This is a genomic window from Komagataeibacter xylinus, assembly GCF_004302915.1.
Taxonomy (GTDB): domain Bacteria; phylum Pseudomonadota; class Alphaproteobacteria; order Acetobacterales; family Acetobacteraceae; genus Komagataeibacter; species Komagataeibacter xylinus_C.
This window is the reverse complement of record NZ_QQBI01000007.1, coordinates 36601-57600: the sequence shown is the minus strand read 5'-3', so window position 1 is coordinate 57600 and position 21000 is coordinate 36601. Positions and strand designations below refer to the sequence as shown.

General features: G+C 61.3%; 21 protein-coding genes. 4 read left to right on the top strand and 17 right to left on the bottom strand.

What is annotated here, in order from left to right; translation table 11 throughout:
• Positions 1-68: 68 nt before the first annotated feature.
• Positions 69-1139, top strand: coding sequence for an efflux RND transporter periplasmic adaptor subunit (locus DV027_RS06535; RefSeq protein ID WP_242621759.1), 1071 nt, complete (start codon positions 69-71; stop codon positions 1137-1139).
• On the top strand, positions 1136-4201 hold the full coding sequence (locus DV027_RS06530) for an efflux RND transporter permease subunit (RefSeq protein WP_130731079.1): 3066 nt from the start codon (positions 1136-1138) through the stop codon (positions 4199-4201). Before DV027_RS06535 ends, DV027_RS06530 begins: the two co-directional genes overlap by 4 nt.
• Positions 4202-4385: 184 nt before the next feature.
• On the opposite strand, the gene DV027_RS06525 is transcribed toward DV027_RS06530, so the two are convergent.
• From DV027_RS06525 to DV027_RS06510, 5 genes are all read right to left on the bottom strand, one after another.
• Positions 4386-4856, bottom strand: coding sequence for an alcohol dehydrogenase catalytic domain-containing protein (locus tag DV027_RS06525; protein ID WP_240471291.1), 471 nt, complete (start codon positions 4854-4856; stop codon positions 4386-4388).
• Positions 4857-5082: 226 nt separating this feature from the next.
• Complete coding sequence (locus tag DV027_RS06520) at positions 5083-6009, bottom strand: multidrug resistance efflux transporter family protein (protein WP_130731078.1); 927 nt, start codon at positions 6007-6009, stop codon at positions 5083-5085.
• Between the two features lie 82 nt (positions 6010-6091).
• A complete protein-coding gene (locus DV027_RS06515) occupies positions 6092-6511 on the bottom strand; it encodes a TIGR00730 family Rossman fold protein (RefSeq protein WP_475584073.1) in 420 nt (139 codons plus the stop codon).
• Positions 6481-6666, bottom strand: coding sequence for an SLOG cluster 4 domain-containing protein (locus DV027_RS17845; RefSeq protein WP_475584072.1), 186 nt, complete (start codon positions 6664-6666; stop codon positions 6481-6483). Before DV027_RS17845 ends, DV027_RS06515 begins: the two co-directional genes overlap by 31 nt.
• Complete coding sequence (locus DV027_RS06510) at positions 6663-7244, bottom strand: TetR/AcrR family transcriptional regulator (protein WP_130731077.1); 582 nt, start codon at positions 7242-7244, stop codon at positions 6663-6665. Before DV027_RS06510 ends, DV027_RS17845 begins: the two co-directional genes overlap by 4 nt.
• 110 nt (positions 7245-7354) lie before the next feature.
• On the opposite strand from DV027_RS06510, the gene DV027_RS06505 reads away from it, so the two are divergent.
• A complete protein-coding gene (locus DV027_RS06505; protein ID WP_130731076.1) occupies positions 7355-7948 on the top strand; it encodes a glutathione S-transferase family protein in 594 nt (197 codons plus the stop codon).
• 72 nt (positions 7949-8020) lie between these two features.
• A complete protein-coding gene (locus DV027_RS06500; protein ID WP_130731075.1) occupies positions 8021-8935 on the top strand; it encodes a LysR family transcriptional regulator in 915 nt (304 codons plus the stop codon).
• Between the two features lie 2 nt (positions 8936-8937).
• On the opposite strand, the gene DV027_RS06495 is transcribed toward DV027_RS06500, so the two are convergent.
• The 12 genes from DV027_RS06495 to DV027_RS06440 form a co-directional block, all read right to left on the bottom strand.
• Positions 8938-9171, bottom strand: a complete 234-nt coding sequence (locus DV027_RS06495) for a DUF2274 domain-containing protein (RefSeq protein ID WP_034932537.1) — start codon at positions 9169-9171, stop codon at positions 8938-8940.
• On the bottom strand, positions 9168-10343 hold the full coding sequence (locus tag DV027_RS06490; protein WP_130731074.1) for a TraB/TrbI/VirB10 family type IV secretion system protein: 1176 nt from the start codon (positions 10341-10343) through the stop codon (positions 9168-9170). The genes DV027_RS06495 and DV027_RS06490 overlap by 4 nt, the downstream gene beginning before the upstream one ends.
• A complete protein-coding gene (gene trbG, locus DV027_RS06485; RefSeq protein ID WP_130731073.1) occupies positions 10340-11341 on the bottom strand; it encodes a P-type conjugative transfer protein TrbG in 1002 nt (333 codons plus the stop codon). The genes DV027_RS06490 and trbG overlap by 4 nt, the downstream gene beginning before the upstream one ends.
• Positions 11338-12021: a conjugal transfer protein TrbF gene (trbF, locus tag DV027_RS06480; RefSeq protein ID WP_130731072.1), complete on the bottom strand. Its 684-nt coding sequence runs from the start codon at positions 12019-12021 to the stop codon at positions 11338-11340. The genes trbG and trbF overlap by 4 nt, the downstream gene beginning before the upstream one ends.
• Positions 12022-12026: 5 nt before the next feature.
• A complete protein-coding gene (trbL, locus tag DV027_RS06475; RefSeq protein WP_130731071.1) occupies positions 12027-13433 on the bottom strand; it encodes a P-type conjugative transfer protein TrbL in 1407 nt (468 codons plus the stop codon).
• Between the two features lie 5 nt (positions 13434-13438).
• Positions 13439-14212, bottom strand: a complete 774-nt coding sequence (trbJ, locus tag DV027_RS06470) for a P-type conjugative transfer protein TrbJ (RefSeq protein ID WP_034932529.1) — start codon at positions 14210-14212, stop codon at positions 13439-13441.
• Positions 14209-16641: a conjugal transfer protein TrbE gene (gene trbE / locus DV027_RS06465; protein ID WP_130731070.1), complete on the bottom strand. Its 2433-nt coding sequence runs from the start codon at positions 16639-16641 to the stop codon at positions 14209-14211. The genes trbJ and trbE overlap by 4 nt, the downstream gene beginning before the upstream one ends.
• Before the next feature lie 13 nt (positions 16642-16654).
• Positions 16655-16933 carry a VirB3 family type IV secretion system protein gene (locus DV027_RS06460; protein WP_130731069.1) on the bottom strand — a complete coding sequence of 93 codons (279 nt, stop codon included), beginning with the start codon at positions 16931-16933 and terminating at the stop codon, positions 16655-16657.
• Positions 16933-17265, bottom strand: a complete 333-nt coding sequence (locus DV027_RS06455) for a TrbC/VirB2 family type IV secretion system protein (RefSeq protein ID WP_034930495.1) — start codon at positions 17263-17265, stop codon at positions 16933-16935. Before DV027_RS06455 ends, DV027_RS06460 begins: the two co-directional genes overlap by 1 nt.
• Entirely contained in the window at positions 17262-18239 is a 978-nt protein-coding gene (gene trbB, locus DV027_RS06450; RefSeq protein WP_130731068.1) for a P-type conjugative transfer ATPase TrbB, read from the bottom strand. The genes DV027_RS06455 and trbB overlap by 4 nt, the downstream gene beginning before the upstream one ends.
• 148 nt (positions 18240-18387) lie before the next feature.
• Positions 18388-18819 (bottom strand): ribbon-helix-helix protein, CopG family, encoded by a 432-nt coding sequence (locus tag DV027_RS06445; protein WP_130731067.1) that lies wholly within the window; start codon positions 18817-18819, stop codon positions 18388-18390.
• A 7-nt stretch (positions 18820-18826) separates the two neighbouring features.
• The gene (locus DV027_RS06440) at positions 18827-20827 is read right to left on the bottom strand and encodes a conjugal transfer protein TraG (RefSeq protein ID WP_130731066.1); all 2001 of its coding nucleotides are present in this window, start codon (positions 20825-20827) and stop codon (positions 18827-18829) included.
• Positions 20828-21000: the final 173 nt, after the last annotated feature.

The following is a 21000-nucleotide window of genomic DNA, read 5'->3' as shown; positions in this document are numbered from 1 at the left end:
CAATGTCCGGACTTTCCAGCCTTTTATGTACGTATATCCGCGTATAACAATAACTTCAGGAGATATCTGTGCGACGCTTCTCCGTCCCCTGGCGCCATGTCACCGCTCTCGCGGTGCTGATGTCTCTGCCCGCCGCCGGCAGGGCTGCCGACACTCCGGCAACGGCGGTATCCGTCTGGCCGGTCAGACCCGTCCCCTTCGCCGCCCATATCGAGACGATCGGTCAGGTCGAGCCGTTCCAGGGGGTAACGCTCTCCCCTGAAATCGCCGGCCGGATCACTGAACTGGATTTCGATTCCGGGGCGATCGTCCGGAAAGGCCAGCTGCTCCTGGTCCTCAATGACGCACCGGAACAGGGCGAGCTGATCCGCCAGAGCGGCGAATTGCGCGCGGCCGAGGCCGATCTGGCCCGTGCCCGTTCTCTCATCCGGACCGGCGTGGAGAGCCACGAGGATCTGGAGACAGCCACGGCGCGCTTCGAAGCCGCGAAAGGCAACGTCGCCAGAGTGCAGGCGGTGATCGACCAGAAGCATATCCGCGCGCCCTTCGACGGCGCCATTGGGATCAGACGGGTCAATCTCGGGCAGTATCTGAATCCGGGGGATGCCATCGCCACGCTGACGTCCTACGCCCGGATGCGGGTCAACTTCATTCTGGCCGAAGAAAATGCCGCCAGCGTGCATCTTGGCCAGATCGTCCACACCACACTCGACACCGATCCAGACCATCACTTCGACGCAGTTGTTACCGCCATCGACCCGAAAATCGACGGGTCACGAACGCTGTCGGTCCAGGCCCTCCTCAATGATCCCCCACCCGATCTCCATCCGGGAACTTATGCGCATGTGAGTCTCACAGCGACCGTCGCACCACGCATGGTTGTGCCGGAAACGGCAGTTACGTACTCGGCCTATGGCGAAACCGTCTTTGTAGAGCGCCCGTCTGACAAAGGCCTCGCTGTCCACCCGACAGCAATACGCGAAAGCGATCGACGCATGGGCTGGGTCGCCATTGACGACGGGTTGAAGCCGGGCGATCGCGTCGTCAGCAGCGGTCAGAACCGTCTCGTGGACGGCATAACGGTGCGCGAAACTCCTGAGGTTCTTCCTATGGCTGGCCTGGAAGGACTGGCACAATGAGTTTCACTGATCGCTTTCTTCGGCGGCCTGTCCTCGCGATTGTCGTGACGATCCTGATTGTTCTCTTCGGGATCAAGGGCCTCAATTCCATCGCTACACGTCAATATCCAACCCTCGAAACCTCCACGATCCTGATCTCGACCCGCTATCCGGGCGCGTCATCCGACCTCATGCAGGGCTTCGTGACCCAGCCGATCAGCGAGGCCGTCGCGTCCGTCGAGGGCATCGATTACCTTTCCTCCACCACCACGCAGGGCCTCAGCGTGGTGACGGTGCGCATGATGCTGAATTATGATTCCATGCGCGCCCTGACCGACGTGATGTCCAAGGTGAACGCCGTCAAATACCGGTTGCCGGAAGGCGCGTATGATCCGGTCATCAAACGCACCTCGGGCGGCTTTACCGCAGTCGCCTATATCGGTTTTGCCAGCACAACGCGGCCTCTCTACGAAATCTCGGATTATATCCATCGGGTCGCAGCACCGATGCTCTCGGGCATAGAGGGCGTATCCGAAATCAGTTATTTCGGAGAGCAGCGCCTTTCGATGCGCCTCTGGCTCGATCCCGAGAAACTGGCCGCCAACGACATGACGGGCGAGGACGTGGCACGGGCTATCCGGGAGAACAATTTCCAGGCCGCACCCGGCCGGATACGTGGCGTTTATACGATCAGCAATATCAACCTCAACACGGATCTGAAAACGGTCGAGGAATTCCGTGACATGGTACTGCGCTCGACCGGTGGCCGGGTTATCCGGGTGCGGGACATCGGACGCGCCGAACTCGGACCGGACAATACCGATACCAGTTCGCAGACCAGCACGCTTCGGCCGCCGAACGGCAAGCCGACACCCCGACCTTCGATCTTCGTGGGTCTGGAGCCGTCGCCGACGGGCAACCCGCTGACGATCATCTCGCGTCTCAACGAGATCATGCCGAAACTCAAGGCGACGCTCCCGCCGGGAATTGATGTCCGCGTTCCTTACGAGACCGCGCATTTCATCCAGGCGTCGATCGATGAAGTGACCGAGACCTTCATCGAGGCGCTGCTCATCGTCATTCTTGTGATCTACCTCTCACTCGGCACCGTGCGGGCGGTGATCGTGCCTATCGCCACTATACCCCTCTCGATGCTCGGTGCCGTCGGCCTGATGTACACCTTCGGGTTCAGCCTGAATTTGCTCACCTTGCTGGCGATGGTGCTGTCGATTGGGCTCGTGGTCGATGACGCCATCGTCGTGATCGAGAACGTCCATCGCCATATCGAAGAGGGCAAGTCCCCCTTCGACGCCGCGTTACTTGGGGCGCGTGAGGTGGCAGGCCCTGTTGTCGCGATGACCCTCACACTTACAGCGGTTTACGCCCCCATCGCTTTCATGGGCGGACTGACGGGCACGCTGTTCCGGGAATTCGCGCTCACGCTGGCCGGGTCCGTCATCGTCTCCGGTGTCGTCGCACTCACCCTGTCGCCGCTCATGAGTGCAAAATTGCTCAAAGCGAAAGAAAAGGAAGGATTCATGGAACGAATGGCCGAGCATGCCTTCGGTTTCATGACGGCGCGCTATGAAACCGTGCTCGATTTTTCGCTGCGGCATCGCTGGGTTCCGCTTGGCACGGCCGCAGTAATCTTCCTTCTTATTCCGGTTATGCTACACGTGTCCCAGAGCGAACTGGCGCCCAATGAGGACCAGGATATCGTCTATACGGCGGTCAAAGCCCCGCAATACGCCAACCTTCATTATGTCGAGACTTACGCCCAGACACTTTACGAAAAGATGTCTGAAATCCCGGAAGGCCATAGCCATTGGCAGATGAACGGAATTGACGGGATCGCCAACAGCGTCGGCGGGGTCAATCTCGACGACTGGGGCAAGCGCAGGCGTAACGCCGATCAGATCCAGATGGACCTGCAACAGCGTGTTGCTTCCATCCAGGGGACCAGCGTCTACGTGTTCCAGATGGGGGCACTGCCGGGTTCAACCGGCGGCCTGCCAGTTCAGATGGTCGTCCGCAGTGATGACAGCTATCGCAACGTCTTCGGCGTCATGTCACACCTGCGGGACGAAGCCTCTAAAAGCGGTCTGTTTGCCGTGGTCGATAGCGACCTCGCCTTCGATAATCCGGTTGTCCGGGTCACGGTCGATCGGACCAAAGCCAATGCGCTCGGGATCCGTATGGAGCGGATCGGCAACGCGCTGAATACGCTCATCGGGGAAAACTACGTCAATCGCTTTGGCTATTATGGCCGGTCCTATGACGTGATCCCTCAAGCTGTTCCCCTGTCCCGCCTGACGCCGGACGCGCTGAAGACCTACTATATGCGCGATCAGAACGGCCATCAGGTACCGCTGTCGGCCCTGGCCAACGTGCGCGTCGATGTCGAACCCAATCGTCTACCCCAGTTCGGCCAGCAGAACTCGGCCACGTTTCAGGCCATTCTCGCCAAAGGTGTTACGATGGGTGACGCCGTGAGCTTCCTGAAGGCAAAGGCGGCGGAGTTCCCGCCCGGCTACAGCTATGACTGGCAGTCTGATTCACGTCAGTATGTACAGGAAGGAAACGCACTGATTTTTGCGTTCCTTTTCGCACTGATTGCCATTTATCTCGTCCTGTCGGTTCAGTACAACAGCTTCACCGATCCGGTCATCATCCTTGTCAGTGTGCCGTTATCCGTGTTCGGCGCCCTTATTCCGCTCGCACTCGGTGTGACGACGTTAAATATCTATACTGAAATCGGACTCATTACGCTGATCGGGCTGGTGAGCAAGCATGGCATCCTGATGGTCGAGTTCGCAAACGAGATCCTTCATCGTGACAATGTAGACCGCAGGACAGCAATCGAGACGGCCGCCGCCATCCGTTTCCGACCGATCATCATGACCACAGCAGCAATGGTCGTGGGGCTTGCGCCCCTGGTCATCGCCACGGGTGCGGGCGCGAACAGCCGCTTCGGACTGGGAACGGTGATTGTCGTCGGCATGATCGTCGGCACGAGCATGACGCTGTTCGTGCTGCCCTCGGTCTACACGGTCATCAGGCCGCGTCGTAGCAAAACGGTCTAATGCGCTATAAGCAAACACCTCAACTTATAGCGAGCCACTGCGTCAGCCAGAGAGGCAGGCAAGTGGGGAGAAACAGAACGTCGGGTTCTGAAGCGATAGGAGCAGATTCCAGACATCTAAATCCGGCTAATCCCGTTGTTGGAATCGTCCCGGATATATCGATGCACATACGTGTATCTTGTTTTTATCTTGACCAGGTCATTCGTAATCCGTCGCGAAAATTCATACCAAGAAGCGCGAGATTGATTGACCCTGGACAGGGCACACTGACAGCCTGCTCATCACTCAGTCCATCCGGCACCGGCAGGACGCTTGCCGCCTTCAGCACGGTGCGCTGTGCGAAACTTCCATCCCTTCCCAGCCCCTGATGATAGGCCACACGCAGTCCGACAGGCAGTGTGACGCCAACCCCGACCGCGACAATCCGGCCTACGCCATCAACACCTGGCACATGACCGAACTTCCAGGCAGGGTGCCCATGCCGGATGATTTTCCAGTCGACGGGATTGAAAGCTGCCATGGTGTTAGCAACGATGATGTCACCAGCGGCTACCGGTTCAGCCTGCTTCTCCAAACGCTGCAATCGGTCTGGATCTCCGGGTCCGTTCCAGACCCAGGCATCGTACCGATCAGATCGGCTCTCTGTATCCATCATGATTTCCGTCCTTTCTTGGCCTTTTGGTTAGAAAGATGACGTGCTTTCTCTTAGCTGATAATCCAGATACCACCGATGTCTTACTTCATGTTCCATGATACCAAGCGCTCTGGTTCTCGACATGCTTCATATCTACATCAGTCCCTGCGCAGTCTGCGGTCACAGTATAAATCTTGATCGCATGCACCACGCTTGTGCCGTAACATTCAAATTCTACTTTGCACCGTTATCCTTCGGTTGACTGGAATGTGAAACCAATCAACCCTCCGATAACCGCAACGAGTCCGACCCATCCCAACAAATCAGGGGGAGCAGCCCCAAGCATGAGCATCTCTCCGAACAGGGCAAATGCCACTTCTGCCGCCTGTGTCGCGTCCACCGCTGCGATATGCAGCGGATCACGAGAGAGGTTGCGAGCGTAAAGAAACAATGTGGTAGCGAGGCACCCGGCAACAAGCGCGATCAGGGCTGTTGCCCCTACCTGTGCCACGCCCGGCAGGGGAGGGTTGAAAAGCAGGATCAGAAGTACGAAAACCGGCAAAGCCCCCAACGTAAGTAGCAACACGGCCGCTACCGGGTCAGACAACAGTACAGATGCCTCATCACCCGCGTGCTTGGCACAATTGAGCAACTGGTTACCTACGGGATAAGCAACCGCAGCGACCATCACAGGTACAACACCTGACAGTATCTGCGTTACGCTCGACCCGGTTGAGGCACGCTGAATGTTCAGCGTCAGGACACCAAGAAAGATAAACCCCAAAAAGATAAGGCCACGCATTGGAACGCGGGCACCAAATGCACGCAGTACAAATGGAGTAGCGAGAATCGTTAACTGCCACGTTGCCGCGACAATCCATCCTTGAGCATGATCAGTAGCAAAGCAGCAGCAGGCATAGAATATGCCAAACCCGATTCCGCCTGCCAGAAGCCAGAACCCTAGCCGCGCGCAAAAGAGATGGAGGACCGCTGCCAGATAGCGCGGACCACGCCGCACAAGCAGCCATGCGGTCAGCAAGAATGCCATATCGACATAGCGCAACGAGGCGCTCCATACCCAATGGCCGCCACCAAGGCTCATGGCACGATTCAGTACAAACGTGATGGAAAATAGTGCCGCCGCCAGAAGGCCAATTCCAACTAGACGCGGCATATGGGGACTGGGATCGACGGTCTCAACCAGAGAAAGCCCAGTAGATGGACGGGATGTTATAGGCACATGCGTGTTCCAGGCATCATGCAGGAAGTTTTTCAGACCACTTTCGCGCTGGAGGCCGGTACTCTGAAAAACTTCGAAGCAATGTTTCGATATTGTCAGAAACCACGAGCATCTGACTGTAATCCTGCCTCATAAAGCCCTGCTCCACCATTTTGTTGACCATGGATAAAAGAGGATCGAAATAGCCATTCACATTCAGAAAACCGCATGGCTTCTCATGAATCCCGAGCTGCGCCCAGGTCCATTGTTCGAAGATTTCTTCCAGAGTTCCCGCACCGCCCGGTAATGCTACAAACGCATCTGCCAGTTCCGACATGCGGTCTTTACGGACATGCATGTCTGGAACCACATCCAGACGGGTCAGGCCCTGATGGGCAATTTCCTGATCGACAAGTGCCCGCGGCATCACACCGATGACCTCTCCGCCATATGCCAGGGGGCGTCCGCGACTGCGCCCATCAGGCCGACGTGACCCCCTCCATAAACAAGACCGATTCCCTGGCGAGCAAGCGTCCGACCAAGCTGCTCCGCTGCGTTCTGGTACATAGGATCGTTCCCAGTGGCTGATCCGCAGAATACAGCGACTCTCAACGCTTTTTCTCTATTTCAGTGGACCGGGATAGAGCCGACGACAAAATAGCGATGTCACAAGCCCTTTCGGCAGCCCGGCGAAGCGGCGTCATGTCTCCAGATGTTGCGATCCAGAGGGTTGCTCCTTCGAGTTGAGCAAGGATGTCCTCTGCAACAGCCGCCGGTTCACAGACTTTCCCGGCATCCAGAATCCCGGCCATCGCATCGCGTAATCGCAAGAAAAATGCCCTTACCGCTTCCTGAGCGTCCGGTGTCTGCGCTGTCACGCCATAAGCGAGATGCAGCCCCACGCAGCGCCCCCGCGTCTCGAACGTCTCCGCAATCCGCCTGATCAGCGTCCGCCAGGCAGCACGCCAGTCCGTCTTAGAATCCGGGAGATCGGCCAGCGTGTCGTCGAGCGTCAGGGCCAGCACCTCGCGCACCAGCGATTCCTTCGACGGAAAGCGCGTGTAGAGGCTTTGCGGACGCAGACCCACACGATCGGCCAGATCACGCATGGACGCTCCTTCGTAGCCGTATTCGCGAAACAGTTCGCGGGCTTCGACAACAATCCGGTGGATAGGAACGGGTTCTCGCATTTCGCCTTTGACTCACGAACAGTCGTTCGTACACAATAGACTGCAAGTTTCTGCCGGGCAAGACCCATGTGTTTCCTGTTCTTCTATCTCCAGCCAAAGGACACCCCCTGATGCTTCTCTATGATCTGGATGTCTCCGGAAACTGCTACAAAATCCGACTTTTCGCTGCCTTAACCAACACGAAGCTGGACCTTGTTCCTGTCGATCTTGCGGCAGGTCAGAACCGTGATCCAGATTTTCGGAAACTGAACCCGTTCGGGGAAATCCCGGTTCTGGTGGATGGTGACTTCACACTCCGGGACTCCCAGGCCATCCTGGTCTATCTTGCTGGCAGACTGACGGACCGCAGCTGGTGGCCTGAAGATGCCATGTCGCAGGCCACCATCACACAATGGCTTTCAGTGGCGTCGAACGACGTCCGCAACGGCCCAAACGCTGCCCGTCTGATCCGGAAATTCGGGTATCCCCTAGATATGGGCACTGCCATGCGCTGGACCGACAAACTCCTGCCGGTGCTCAATGCGCATGTCGAGACACAGGACTGGTTTGCGCTCGGTCACCCTACAATCGCCGACTGCGCTCTCTTTCCCTACCTCGCACTGACACCCGAGGGCGGTATCGACCTTACCCCGTACGCGGCTCTTACGCGCTGGCTCGATCGTGTTCGGGATCTACCGGGTTTCATCCCCATGCCGGGTCTCTAAGGAGATTGCTGAGGCATGAAGGCAATCCCTGCCGCCTTGAGGTCACATCACAGCAAGACGGTGTGACAGGCCATGCGGCGGCCACCGTTCGATCTGTGGCAACTGCTATGCGTGCGGGCAATCGCCGAGCACGGCAGTATCCACGGCGCAGCGCGTTTCCTGAACACCCGGCAGTCAGCCGTCAGCCGGTCCCTGCACAACCTGGAGGAGCGGCTTGATGTCAGGCTGTTCACCCGCTCTCCGGTTGGCGCTGTACCGACCGTGTTCGGCCGGGAATTCGTCCTCTGGACCCAGATGATCCTGGATAACGTGGCTGGCATGAACGCCCGCGCTCGGCGGACGGGCAAGGGCGAGAATGGCCAGATCTCCATCGGCATCCAGACCTGCGTCCTGCCTGGACGCCTCTCGGCCTTCACGGCGGAGTTCCGTGCTACGCATCCCGATATCATCTTTCGCTATTCCGAGGGCACAGGCAAGAGACTGGTGCGTCGCCTCCAGCGCGGACAGATCGATTTCGCGGTCGTCACACGTCGCAATCTGACGCCAGTCCTGCGCGTCATGCCCCTTTGGAGCGACCGCATCGTGGCGGCACTCTCCACCGATCACCCTCTGGCGACACGACAGGAAATCTCATGGCAAGATCTGCGTCATGAAACATTCCTGATCGGACGTGATAATGCCGGTCAGGATTTCAAGGAACTTATCCGGCGAAAACTCGGTGAAACCGATATCCATCCCCGAATCCGTCGTCATGATATCGGCAGCAATCGGGTTGTCGCACTCGTCCAGAACAAGGAAGGCATCGCCCTGCTTCCGGCCTCGTGGCTACCGCTAATCCGCGATCAACATGGCCACGACAGCGCGATCATGGAAATCCGTGACGCAGCCGGTTCCTCCCATCTGGAATTCGGCATTGTCTGGAGGCCCGACAATGAAAATCCCTGCGCCCAAACCTTCGCCCGGCATCTCGAATCCCATCGAGCATAAGCCTACTTTTCCGATGATGCAGCTTTTGCCTGCCGTCGCGCCCTGGCGAATCCCTTGTCTGATATCATGAACTGCCGGAGCATGGGGGCGACCAGCCGGGCTGGATCCATTGCCCCAGCGCTACCGGAAAGAAGTGCCGCATAGGCAAGTAGGTCACGATGAATATCGGCGGGTAGCGCCACGGTCATTCTGACCGGTTTCTCATCGGGAAGTTCCCGGATTTTCAGGTTCGTCATCGTATGTGTCCTTGTTCCCGGTAGAGTTTGAGTAGCAGGTCGTGCCCGACCAGAACGGTGAACGGCAGCCCCGGCCGGTCGGTCAGGGTGGGCTGGACGTTCAGACTGCGGTCGATCAGCCGGTTGCCGACCATGGAAAACCCGTTGCTGGCCCCGCTGCGGATGGCCTGCATCAGATTGTTCTCGTTCCATGACGTGCCCGCTTCCGAACCGACGCTGAGCAGAGTCGTCACCAAGGCGGCTTTGAACAATTGCCCCCAGTGGTTGTTCACCTCGTCGGACAGCCCGGACTGGCCGATGGCATCGCCACCGGGGAGCTTCTCCAGCACCAGACTCTCGCCATCGGGGAAGATCAGCCGCGTCCAGATGATCTGGGTACGCTGCTGTCCGAAGGAAATCCCGCTGTTATAGGCCCCGAACAGGGTACTACCCTGCGGGATCAGAAGATAGCGCCCGGTCGGGCTGTCATAGACGTTCTGGGTGACATGGCCCACGATCTGGCCGGGCAGGTCGGAGCTGATTTTCGTATTCAGCGCGCCAGCGATCACCGTGCCCGCCTGGAGGACGTAGGGCGAGGCAGGCGGCGCGATGCGGTCCGGACTGGTCGTCGCGCGATCGGGCTGCCCTTCCAGAAAGGCGAGGTTTCCGGCCTGTGACCCGGCCGTGGCGGACGCCCGCCCCTGAGTGGCAGAAGCGCCCGGCGCGGGCGGGGTCGCCTGTTCGCCGGCGCGGTCACGCTCCCCCGTCTGCACAAACAGCCTGCTGGCGATCGCCGCCTCGACCTCCTGCGCGGCGCGGTGATCTTCGGTGCCGGACGCCACCTTCCCCTGTCCCTGTGCCTTCAGGATGGTGTGCCCCAGACCACCGGGCAGCGCGGGACCGAGTTTCGGCACGGTATTACCGACATAATCGGACGGCAGGCTAGCCAGTCCGTCGGCCGAGGGACGGACATCGGTATCCTGCGTGGCGGGCGTGGATGGCAACCGATGGCTGGCCTGGAGAGCGTAACCCAGCGCGAAGGCCACCGCGACCATGCCCACCCCGCCCAACGACCAGACCACGGTGCGGGACAGACGGACCACGCGCGGCCGATCGGCCCGCAGACGCAGATCGGGCGGCGGCGTTGCAGCACCTGCGGGATTTTCGCCCACTGTGGGCGCCTGCCCGGTCATGTCCGCCGTCCGTCCGTGCGGACAATCCGCACCCGCTGTTCGGAATGTTTGTCACCCAGCCGCAATTCACCGGCGGCGAAGAGCCGATCCACGATCATCCAGTTCTGCCGCACGCGATAATTGACCAGTTCCGGCCCGCCATCGGCCCCCAGCACGAATAGCGGCGGCAGTTCACCCTGTCCGATCCCGGCCGGGAAAGCGATATAGACCTTGTGACCATCGTCAAACGCCCGGCTGGGTAGCCAGGGTGGTCTCCCGCCTTTCACCGGCTGGATGGCATAACGGAAATTCAGGGCGTCCAGATTGAGGCCCGTTTCAATGGGAGCTTCGTCATCGGCCGCACTGTCCTGCCGGTGCAGGACGATCAGGTCATCCTCGGGATAGTCCCAGGATACCGACGCCATGTAGGTAGCCGGCGTAGAACGCAGTTCCGCGAGATAGGTCCGCCGATCCGTATTGACGATCAGATTGGTAGTCAGGTCCGGCCGGGTCGGCTTGACCAGGATATGAATCCGCTTTGTGGCCCCCGCCCCGCTTTCGGTATCACCGATGATCCAGCGCACAGTGTCACCGGCCGCAACAGGCCCAGTGCCCACCAGTTTCTCACCCTGCTGGAGCATGATGTCGGTGATCTCGCCCGGCGAGGCATAGACCTGATAGAGTGCCCCCGCACTGTAGGGATAGACCTGCACCGCATTGATGAACCCTGCGCGCGTAGGCTGGATACGCGCCGCCAGATTGGCCTGGGTCACGCGCACGGTCGGATCAGCGACTTCGGGGGCCGGATGGACCGCGCGTCGTGACGGCAGCGGCTTAAGCTGCCCCGGCAACGGGAGTGGCTGCGGCACCGCGACGACCTGCACCGGCTTCGGCGGATCCGGCAGACGCGTGGCCTGAACAGCGTCATCGTAGCGGATGACCGGCGGATGATACTGCCCTGCGCAGGCAGACAGGGGCAGGACAAGCAGGGGGAGAAAACGAAGAGCACGACGGATCATTGGCCCAGCTCCTTCGACCAGTTGATAGCGGAGACGTAGATGCCCAGAGGGTTTTTCCTGAGATGGTCGGCATCACGTGGCGTGCGCAGAACGACCGAGACGATGGCGGTCCAGCGTTCGATGCCGGTAAACGCCCCGTCGCGGTAATGACGCTCCGTCCAGGCCACACGGAAACTGCCGGGCGAGGCCCGGATCACCGAGGCGATGTCCACCTCAACCTGCTCGTGCCCGATGCGCGAGAACGGATCGTTGAGGCGGGCATAGTCATTGAGCGCCTGCGCGCCGGACGTGGTGGTGAAATCATAGGCGCGTAGCCAGTTCTGCCGCACCACCACAGGGTCCGACGACAGGGCGCGTACGTCGTGGACGAACTGCGCCAGATACCAGGCGATCTGCGGATCGGCGGGCGTATAACTTCCTGTTGCTGGGGCCACGACCTGCGCCTGCCCCAGCCGGTCCACCTGCACCACCCACGGGGTGATGGTGCCACGCGCGGATTGCCAGACCAGCCCTACGCCAAGGCCTGCGGACAGAAACAGGGAGCCGAACGCCATCAGTCGCCAATTGCGGGCCTGGATGCGGGCAGAACCAATCCGTTCGTCCCATGCCTGCGCGGCTTTCTGATAGGGCGTGACAGGCTCGGGTGTGGTCCCGTAGCGTGTGGTCGAGCGACGGAACATCGTCCTCATTCCTTTTCCGACAGATCGATTGAGGAAGATCCGCCTCCGCCATCGGCGGAGCGAATAATATGGGCGGCCTCGGCAGCATGGGTGGCGGCATTGCGGCGCTTCATCTTCTGAGCCCAGCGGGGTGACTGACCGTCGGGACCGCCACCTTCACCACCACCCGTTGGCCCGCCGCCGTTACCTGACGGATCACCGGACTGCCCGCCGTTCGCATCAGACGATGACCCACCCGTGAAACGTCCGCCCGTCGCGGTGAAAGCGCCTCGCGCGCCTTCGCCGTAGCTCTTCTTCATGGCGGCCGCTGCGGAAGACATTTTACTCTTCACGGCATTTGCGGCAGCACTGCCCGGCGCCCGGGCGACACCGCCCAGACCAGCCGCCATATGGGCACCGGCACTGCCACCGGCAGCGTTCATGGCTCCCATGGAATAAGCCGTGTTGGCCGCACCCGCGATCGCGGCCCCACCGCGCGCGGCAGCAGCAGTCGCGCCAAGGGCTGCGGCACCACCGGAGGCAACAGCCCCGACACCGGCCGCAGCGGCAGCGCCCATGGCACCGACGGCCATGCCGGTCCCGACAGCAGCACCAGCCCCAAGCTGGGGCGCGCCGGAAATCAGCCCGTTGGCGATGCTGCCGCCGTAGATGGACAGACCAACAATCGACACCGATGCCAGCACGACCGAGACCGCCTGGCCGATGGTCGGCACGGCATCGCCGTAGGAGGTGTTGAACTGCCTGAACAGGACGGACGCGATGGCGGAAATCACCGCCAGCACCATCACCTTCACGCCCGAGGACACGACATTGCCCAGCACCTTCTCGGCCAGGAACGCCGTCCGGTTGAACAGGGCGAAGGGGATCAGCACGAAACCGGCGAGGCTGGTCAGCTTGAACTCGATCAGGGCCACAAAAAGCTGCACGGCCAGTATAAAGAACGCCGCCAGCACGATCAGCCAGGACAAGCACAGCACAAAGATCTGGATGAAATTTTTGAAGAAGGCGACCGGACCGAGAAGATTGTGAACCGAGTCCAGAAGCGGCTGGGCCGCCTCGAAACCGGTCGCGGCCAGCCGGCCGGGATGGAGGAAATCCGAAAGCAGCAGATTGCCCCCTCCCGCCCTGAGACCCAAGGCGGCGAAGCTGTCGAACACCACCTTCGCAAGATGGTCGAAATTGTTGATCAGGAAAGCGAAGAACCCGATATAGAGCGTCTTCTTCACCAGCCGCTGGATGATGTCCTCATCCGCAGCCCAGGCCCAGAACAGCCCAGCGAGAGCCACATCCAGCACGGACAACGACCCAGCCAGCGAGATGACGTTTCCATTCAGAAGGCCGAAGCCACTGTCGATCGTGGTCGTGAAGGTATTCAGAAAATTGTCGATAACACCGATATCGTTCGTGGCCATGACCGTCAGTTCCCACTTCCGCCGAACATGGACACGGTGCCCGGCACATAGGCGTCATGCTGCGAGAAATGCTGATACTGCGCGTCACTTTCTGCTTCTGTCGCGGCATCGCGCGACTGTTGCAGGGCCATGGCACGCCCGTTCGCGGCCAGTTCCGCCTGGATGTCGGACAGTTGCCGGGATTGCAGGGCCAGAAGCTGATTGCCCGCCTGCGCGGCCTGTAACGCCCCGGTGGAAGTCTGACTGGCGGAAACCAGTTGCGTCATGGCCGAACTATCGCTCGGGATGTTTCCTACCACCCGCGCCTGCAATTTCAGGGCGTCCTCAAACCCGCCGACGGAATTTTGCCACCGTGTCTGTGCCTGGCTGAACAGGGCGCCGTCAGACATGCCGGACGAGACGGACGTGTACGCCTGCTGGTATTGCTGCTCGACGGACTGGACGCTGTAGGCGATGTTCTGCGCCCGAGCGAGCAGTGCCGTGGTCTGGGAAATCGTCGATTGCAACGTCGACAATGTCGAGAGCGGCAAGCTTGCCAGATTACGACCCTGATTGACCAGCATCTGCGCCTGGTTGGCCAGCGAGGTAATCTGGTTGTCGATCTGCTGGAGCGTCCGGGCCGCGATCAGTACGTTCTCGACATGGTTCGCGCCGTCATAGACCGCCCATTGGGCATGGGCTGATACGATTGGCGCGATAAATCCCAGGGCGGTTCCAAGGGCCGCAACACATCCGGGACGGAAATGTTTTGCCCGGATAGGGAAAAGTTTTTCCATCACGGCACGCCCCCTTCCCGCAGAAGGTCTGCCGCCCACATGACGCCGCGTGCCTCAAACCACGCAGGCAGAAAACCATCCCGTCCGTGCTCGGCCAGTACGCCATCGATCAGCCTGTGGTCGTCCTTCCCGGATGCCGCGCACAGGGCGAGCGCCACTGGTCCCAGCCCCAGTTCGAACAGACGGTTGCCGCGCTGCGTCTGGCAGTAATACTCCCGCTTCGAGGCCGCGCGGGCGATGATGGCGATTTGCCGGTCATTCAGCCCGAAATCCCGATAAATCGCGGCTATCTGAGGTTCGATCGCCCGCTCGTTCGGCAAGAAGATCCGCGTCGGGCAACTTTCTACCACCGCTGACGCGATACGGGAGTTCGCGATGTCGGACAGGGACTGGGTGGCGAAAATCACCGACGCATTCTTCTTACGCAGGGTTTTCAGCCATTCCCGAAGCTGGCCGGCGAAATCGCCGTCATCGAGCACCAGCCAGCCCTCGTCGATGACCAGCAGTGTCGGGCGGCCGTCCAGACGGCCCTCAATGCGGTGGAACAGGTAGGACAGCACGGATGATGCCGCGCCGGAACCGATCAGCCCCTCAGTCTCGAACACGACGACGTCCGCATCGCCAAGACGTTCGGCGTCCGCATCGAGCAGGCGGCCATAGGGACCGCCCAGACAATAGGTCACCAGCGCCTGCTTCAGGGCATTGGACTGGAGGAGTGCTACCAGTCCGGACAGGGTCCGCTCATGAACGGGCGACGACGCCAGGGAATTTAGTGCCGACCAGAGGTGAGACTTCACCTCGGGAGTCAGGGTCACCCCCTCGCCGGCAAGGATCTGCCCCAGCCATTCCGTGGCCCATTTGCGCTCGTCGGCATCGTCGATCCTTGCCAGCGGCTGGAGTGATACGGCGGGATGCCCATCATCCTCGTCGGTCAGTCCACCCCCGAGCTCGTGCCAGTCTCCGCCCATGCCGAGCGTCGCCGCACGCATGGAGCCGCCGAAATCGAAGACGAAGACCTGCGAGCCGGCATAGCGGCGGAACTGGAGCGCCATCAGCGCCAGCAGGACGGATTTGCCCGCTCCTGTCGGCCCGGCGATCAACGTGTGGCCGACATCGCCGACATGCAGGGAAAAGCGAAATGGGGTCGCTCCGGCCGTCCTGCCGTAGAAAAGCGGTGCAGCCTTGAAATGCCCGTCCTGCTCCGGCCCTGCCCACACGGCAGAGAGCGGGATCATGTGCGCCAGATTCAGCGTCGAGACCGGAGGCTGACGCACATTGGCGTACACATGCCCCGGCAGAGATCCCAGCCAGGCTTCCACCGCATTCAGGCTTTCCATCATGCAGATGAAGTCGCGCCCCTGAATGATCTTTTCGACAAGACGAAGCTTTTCGGCCGCGATGCTGGCGCTGCCATCCCACACCGTGACCGTCGCGGTGATATACGCCTGCCCGACATCATCGGCACCGAGGGACTGCAAGGCCAGATCGGCGTCGGCCGCCTTGTTGGCAGCGTCGTTGTCCACCAGAACCGACGCCTCGTTTGTCATTACTTCCCGGACAATGGCTGCAATACTCTTGCGCTTTGCAAACCACTGGCGACGGATTTTCGTCAGCACCTTCGTCGCGTCAGTCTTGTCCAGAAGGATGGCGCGGGTTGACCAGCGATACGGCATCGCCAGCCGGTTCAGGTCATCCAGGATTCCGGGGAAGGTCCGCGACGGGAAACCGGTGATCGTCAGGGTTTTCAGATATGCATCGCCGAGTTTCGGCTCCAGCCCACCCGAAAGCGGCTGGTCCACCAGCAGGGCATCCAGATGCATCGGGATCTCGGGCACCCTGACGCGCTGGTTCCGGGTGGAAATGGTGGAATGCAGATAGGTCAGTGTCTCGCCGTCATCCAGCCAGGCGGTCTCGGGCATGAAACCATCCAGCAGGGCCAGCATCCGATCCGTGCGGTCCACGAACGCATGGAGCATGCCATGCGGGTCTGGTCCCTCGCCCTCCCGTCCCTCATAGAGAAAACGCTCGACACGGCCTGATGATTCCGCCGGTGGCAGCCAGACCAGGGTCAGGAAATATCGGCTCTCGAAATGCGCGCCCTCATCCTCAAACTGCTCCCGGCGTTCCAGATCGACCATCTGACTGGCGGCATCCGGGAAATCGCTTTCGGGATACACTGTTGCCGGGACGCGCTGCGCCTCGACGAACACAGCCCAGCCTGAGCCCAGACGACGGAGCGCATTGTTCAGCCGCCCCGTCACACCCACCAGTTCGGCAGGGGTGGCGCTGTCCAGATCGGGTCCGCGTATTTTTGCCGTGCGCTGGAAACTGCCGTCCTTGTTCAGCACGACACCTTTCTCAATGAGCGCTGCCCAGGGCAGAAAATCGGACAGGAGGGCAGCATGGTTGCGATATTCGCCAAGGGACATCATCGCCCTGCCCTCCCTATGCGCGTAGCCAGGCGGGGTAGCGGAGATGCCGCCGGCCCACCTCCACGAACAGCGGGTCACGCTTCGCTCCCCAGACCGCGAGCCCATGACCGACGATCCAGAAGACGGCGCCGATCAGCCACAGCCGCAGGCCGAGTGCTATGGCCGCCGCCAGCGTGCCGTTGGCGATGGCTACAGCGCGCGGCGCACGCCCCAGCAGGATCGGGTCGGTCAGCGAGCGATGCACCGGGACATGAAAGCCCGGCACCGCGTCATCTTCATACCCGAGCGCCATCAAATCAGCGCTCCGCCGGAGAAGGAGAAGAACGACAGGAAGAAGCTGGACGCCGCAAAAGCGATGGACAGGCCGAAGACAATCTGGATCAGGCGGCGGAACCCGCCCGATGTTTCCCCGAAGGCCAGGGTCAGACCGGTCACAGTGATGATGATGACCGAGATGATCTTGGCCACCGGCCCTTGCACGGATTCAAGGATCTGGTTGAGCGGTTCCTCCCACGGCATGTCGGAGCCCGAAGCCAGGGCTGAGGAGCACCATGCGACCGAAAGCAGCAGCATAGCGGAAATGGCAGGCGCGTGTCGACGCGCGCGTAACAGCGTGAGGTTCATTGGGAATCTCCATCGGTATCGATTGAATGAATGCGATAGGCACCTGTGACGGGGTCGAGCCCGTCCACGGTGGCGAGTTCGGACAGCCGGCGGGCGTTGCCCCGTCCGGATAGAACCGCGATCACGTCGATGGTCTCGGCAATCAGGCCACGCGGCACCGTGACCACAATTTCCTGAATGAGCTGCTCCATACGGTGCAGCGCGCCGATGGCGGTGCCGGCATGCAGCGTGCCGATCCCGCCGGGATGGCCGGTGCCCCAGGCTTTGAGCAGGTCCAGAGCCTCGGGGCCGCGCACCTCGCCGATCGGGATACGATCAGGCCGCAGGCGTAGAGCCGAACGGACCAGTTCGGACAGCGTGACGATGCCGTCCTTTGTGCGCAGAGACACGAGGTTCGGTGCCGCACATTGCAGTTCACGCGTGTCCTCGATCAGCACGATCCGGTCGGAAGTTTTCGCAACCTCGGCCAGCAGGGCGTTGACCAGCGTGGTCTTGCCCGTCGAGGTTCCGCCCGCGACCAGGATATTCTTCCGTTCCGAGACCGCATGACGCAGGAAATGTGCCTGCGCATCGGTCATGATCCCGGCTGCGACATAATCGTCGAGGGTGAACACGGCGACGGCCGGTTTGCGGATGGCGAAGCTCGGAGCCGTCACCACAGGCGGCAGCAATCCTTCGAACCGTTCGCCTGTTGGCAGTTCGGCCGATACGCGTGGTGCCGCTTCATGCACCTCCGTCCCGACATGGTGTGCGACCAGACGCACGATGCGCTCGGCATCGGCTGGCGTAATCCTGTCGCCCGTATCGCCCAGCCCCTCTGACAGCCGATCGATCCACAGCCGCCCATCGGGATTGAGCATGACCTCGACCACAGCGGGATCAGCGAGATGCCGGGCAATCGCCGGCCCCATCGCCGTACGCAGCATGGAAATCCCACGCTGTCGGGCGCTGCTCTCAATCGGTGTAACCGCCATGAGAATCCCCGTCCGTTTGGGTCATCCGGCCTTTCCGGACGACGACGGGGATTATTAGAGAGTGCTGCTTTCTCCCGATTTCAACAGCCTTTTCCTGCGATCGTACAGGATCGTAACGGATGCGGTTTTTACTTGCTGGCTGCGGACATCATGATTCCGATGTGGGAGGCATATCCTCCGGGATCTCATGCCGGAAAAATGGCCCCCGACTGAGTCGTCGGCCAAGGGCGGCCACGAACGCCTCATACCGTTCCGCCCCCTGCGCCCGCGCTGCGGCTGCGGCCGGTTCCGGCAAGGGCGGGCTGATCGTCATCCAGTAGCGGATAAACAGGGCCAGTGTCTCAAGGTTGATCCCGAGATCCCGCTCCATGCGGGCGACCTGCCGGTCGAGACGGTCCAGCCTGCGGCTCATCGCCGCTTCCCGCCGCTCGTCAGCATCTGGCGACAGGAAGGATGCGATGGCCGCTTCCGCCACGAGAGACAGGGAAAGATCGCGCCGTGCCGCATGGACGGTCAGGGCGTCCAGCAGTTTCGGTTCCAGATAGACCGACAGCCGCGCCTTCTTTGGGGATGTCCTCATTGCGCCCTCACAGCCCGAGATCGTTGCCACGGTCGAGGCCAGCCTGCCGGGCAATCCGCGTCAGGTCGGCGCGATCCCGTGCTTCCATGTCAGGTGGCAGTTCCTCGCCAAACAGGTCGGGGCCTGTGCGCTTCCTGTGTTTGCCGACATCCGCCGGATCATGCTCGCGCGACCATTTCCGTCCCGTGCCGAGGGATTCATCACTATCCGCGTCGTCGGGTTTATCCGGTGCTGCCGGCGACCCCGTCTGCTCCGGTGGCGGGGTGACAGGAGACGGACGACCACTCCAGTCATCGGGCCGGACAGGCCGGAGCAACTGCCTGGGATCGGGCGGCGGCAGGACGCGCTCGACGAAGCGGCGATCCCGGAAATACCGCGCCTTCCGCGCACGGATCGGCGGACAGCCCGCCACCATGACCACTTCCTCCCGTGCCGGGATCTGCATGACTTCGCCCACCGTCATCAGGGGCCGCGCGCTCTCCTGGCGCGACACCATGAGGTGTCCAAGCCAGGGCGACAGACGGTGCCCGGCATAGTTCTTCTGCGACCGGATCTCGGTGGCCACACCCAAACCATCGGATACGCGTTTCGCCGTACGTTCATCGTTCGTGGCGAAACTGACCCGCACATGGCAATTATCGAGAATACTGTTGTTCTGCCCGTACGCCTTATCGATCTGGTTGAGGGATTGCGCGATCAGGAACGCCTTGATCCCGTAGCCCGCCATGAAGGCGAGCGCGCTCTCGAAGAAGTCCAGGCGGCCAAGAGCAGGAAACTCGTCGAGCATCAGCAGCAGACGGCGTCGCCCCTCCCGGCCGGACAGATCCTCCGTCAGCCGCCGCCCGATCTGGTTGAGGATCAGGCGGATCAGTGGCTTGGTGCGGCTGATATCCGAGGGCGGGATGACGAAATACAGGGAGACGGGCTGGTCGCCCTCCAGCAGATCGCCGATCCGCCATTCGCAGCGACTGGTCACGGTGGCCACCACCGGATCACGGTAGAGGCCAAGAAACGACATGGCGGTGGAGAGCACCCCGGAGCGCTCGTTGTCCGATTTGTTGAGCAATTCCCGCGCCGCCGACGCCACGACGGGATGCGGCCCTGCCTTCCCGAGATGCTGTGTACGCATCATGGCCGACAGGGTCGCCTCGATCGACCGCTTCGGGTCGGAGAGGAATTTCGCCACGCCGGCGAGCGTCTTGTCGTCCTCGGCATAGAGCACATGCAGGATCGCGCCGACCAGCAAGGCGTGGGAGGTCTTCTCCCAATGGTTGCGCCGCTCCAGCGATCCCTCGGGATCGACCAGGATGTCGGCGATGTTCTGCACATCGCGAACCTCCGACGCCCCGCGCCGGACCTCCAGCAGCGGATTGTAGGCCGAAGACGCCGGATTGGTGGGGTCGAACAGCAGTACCCGCCCAAAGCGATTCCGAAAACCGGCGGTGATCTGCCAGTTCTCGCCCTTGATGTCATGGATGATGGCTGAACCCGGCCAGGTCAGGAGCGTAGGGATCACCATGCCTACACCCTTGCCAGTGCGGGTCGGCGCGAAGGTCAGGACGTGCTCGGGGCCATCGTGCCGGAGGTAGGCCCGGCGGTATTTCCCCAGCACCACGCCATCCTCGCCCAGCAGCCCGGCGGCACTGATTTCCGCGTCCTCGGCCCAGCGGGCGGAGCCATAGGTCGCGGCCCGCTTCGCCTCACGGGCGCGGTGGACGGACAGCGCCACGGCGGCTGCGAAGGCCAGCACCCCACCGGAACCCGCGATCCAGGCGCCGCGCGCGAAGACCGCAGGTGCGTAGGCATCGAACTCATACCACCACCAGAAAAACAGCGGCGGAGCGTAGACCGGCCAGCGGTGCAGGACCATAAACCACGGTCGGCCGAGTTCCGGCTGAAACGCCAGTTCCCAGGCCGTCCATTGTGTCGCCGTCCACCACGACAGCACGATCATGGACAGGACCACGAGCGCCTGCCCCCACTGGATACGTGTTCCCGGCTGGTCCATCGATCCCTCCCCTTGTCATGGGAGACAGCGAAGAACCGGGGTTTTCCAACGTGCAAGCATGATCCGGCACCCATCGTACCAGAGCGGACAGGAGCGAAAAAATACTTGCGCGTTGCGGTCTGGCGTCGGCATCCTCATCTCATGCGCACGATATGCGCATAAGGAGTCGGATC

What these genes read in the sequence shown, in the direction of transcription:
- DV027_RS06530 (WP_130731079.1), top strand. Translation starts at nt 1,136, where the DNA reads ATGAGTTTCACTGATCGCTTTCTTCGGCGGCCTGTCCTCGCGATTGTC.
- DV027_RS06445 (WP_130731067.1), bottom strand. Translation starts at nt 18,819, where the DNA reads ATGAGGACATCCCCAAAGAAGGCGCGGCTGTCGGTCTATCTGGAACCG.
- trbG (WP_130731073.1), bottom strand. Translation starts at nt 11,341, where the DNA reads ATGATCCGTCGTGCTCTTCGTTTTCTCCCCCTGCTTGTCCTGCCCCTG.
- DV027_RS06500 (WP_130731075.1), top strand. Translation starts at nt 8,021, where the DNA reads ATGCGGCGGCCACCGTTCGATCTGTGGCAACTGCTATGCGTGCGGGCA.
- trbL (WP_130731071.1), bottom strand. Translation starts at nt 13,433, where the DNA reads ATGGCCACGAACGATATCGGTGTTATCGACAATTTTCTGAATACCTTC.
- trbE (WP_130731070.1), bottom strand. Translation starts at nt 16,641, where the DNA reads ATGATGTCCCTTGGCGAATATCGCAACCATGCTGCCCTCCTGTCCGAT.
- DV027_RS06520 (WP_130731078.1), bottom strand. Translation starts at nt 6,009, where the DNA reads ATGCCGCGTCTAGTTGGAATTGGCCTTCTGGCGGCGGCACTATTTTCC.
- DV027_RS06525 (WP_240471291.1), bottom strand. Translation starts at nt 4,856, where the DNA reads ATGATGGATACAGAGAGCCGATCTGATCGGTACGATGCCTGGGTCTGG.
- DV027_RS06490 (WP_130731074.1), bottom strand. Translation starts at nt 10,343, where the DNA reads ATGACCGGGCAGGCGCCCACAGTGGGCGAAAATCCCGCAGGTGCTGCA.
- DV027_RS06505 (WP_130731076.1), top strand. Translation starts at nt 7,355, where the DNA reads ATGCTTCTCTATGATCTGGATGTCTCCGGAAACTGCTACAAAATCCGA.
- trbF (WP_130731072.1), bottom strand. Translation starts at nt 12,021, where the DNA reads ATGTTCCGTCGCTCGACCACACGCTACGGGACCACACCCGAGCCTGTC.
- DV027_RS06455 (WP_034930495.1), bottom strand. Translation starts at nt 17,265, where the DNA reads ATGAACCTCACGCTGTTACGCGCGCGTCGACACGCGCCTGCCATTTCC.
- DV027_RS06460 (WP_130731069.1), bottom strand. Translation starts at nt 16,933, where the DNA reads ATGGCGCTCGGGTATGAAGATGACGCGGTGCCGGGCTTTCATGTCCCG.
- DV027_RS06495 (WP_034932537.1), bottom strand. Translation starts at nt 9,171, where the DNA reads ATGACGAACCTGAAAATCCGGGAACTTCCCGATGAGAAACCGGTCAGA.
- DV027_RS06440 (WP_130731066.1), bottom strand. Translation starts at nt 20,827, where the DNA reads ATGGACCAGCCGGGAACACGTATCCAGTGGGGGCAGGCGCTCGTGGTC.
- DV027_RS06510 (WP_130731077.1), bottom strand. Translation starts at nt 7,244, where the DNA reads ATGCGAGAACCCGTTCCTATCCACCGGATTGTTGTCGAAGCCCGCGAA.
- trbB (WP_130731068.1), bottom strand. Translation starts at nt 18,239, where the DNA reads ATGGCGGTTACACCGATTGAGAGCAGCGCCCGACAGCGTGGGATTTCC.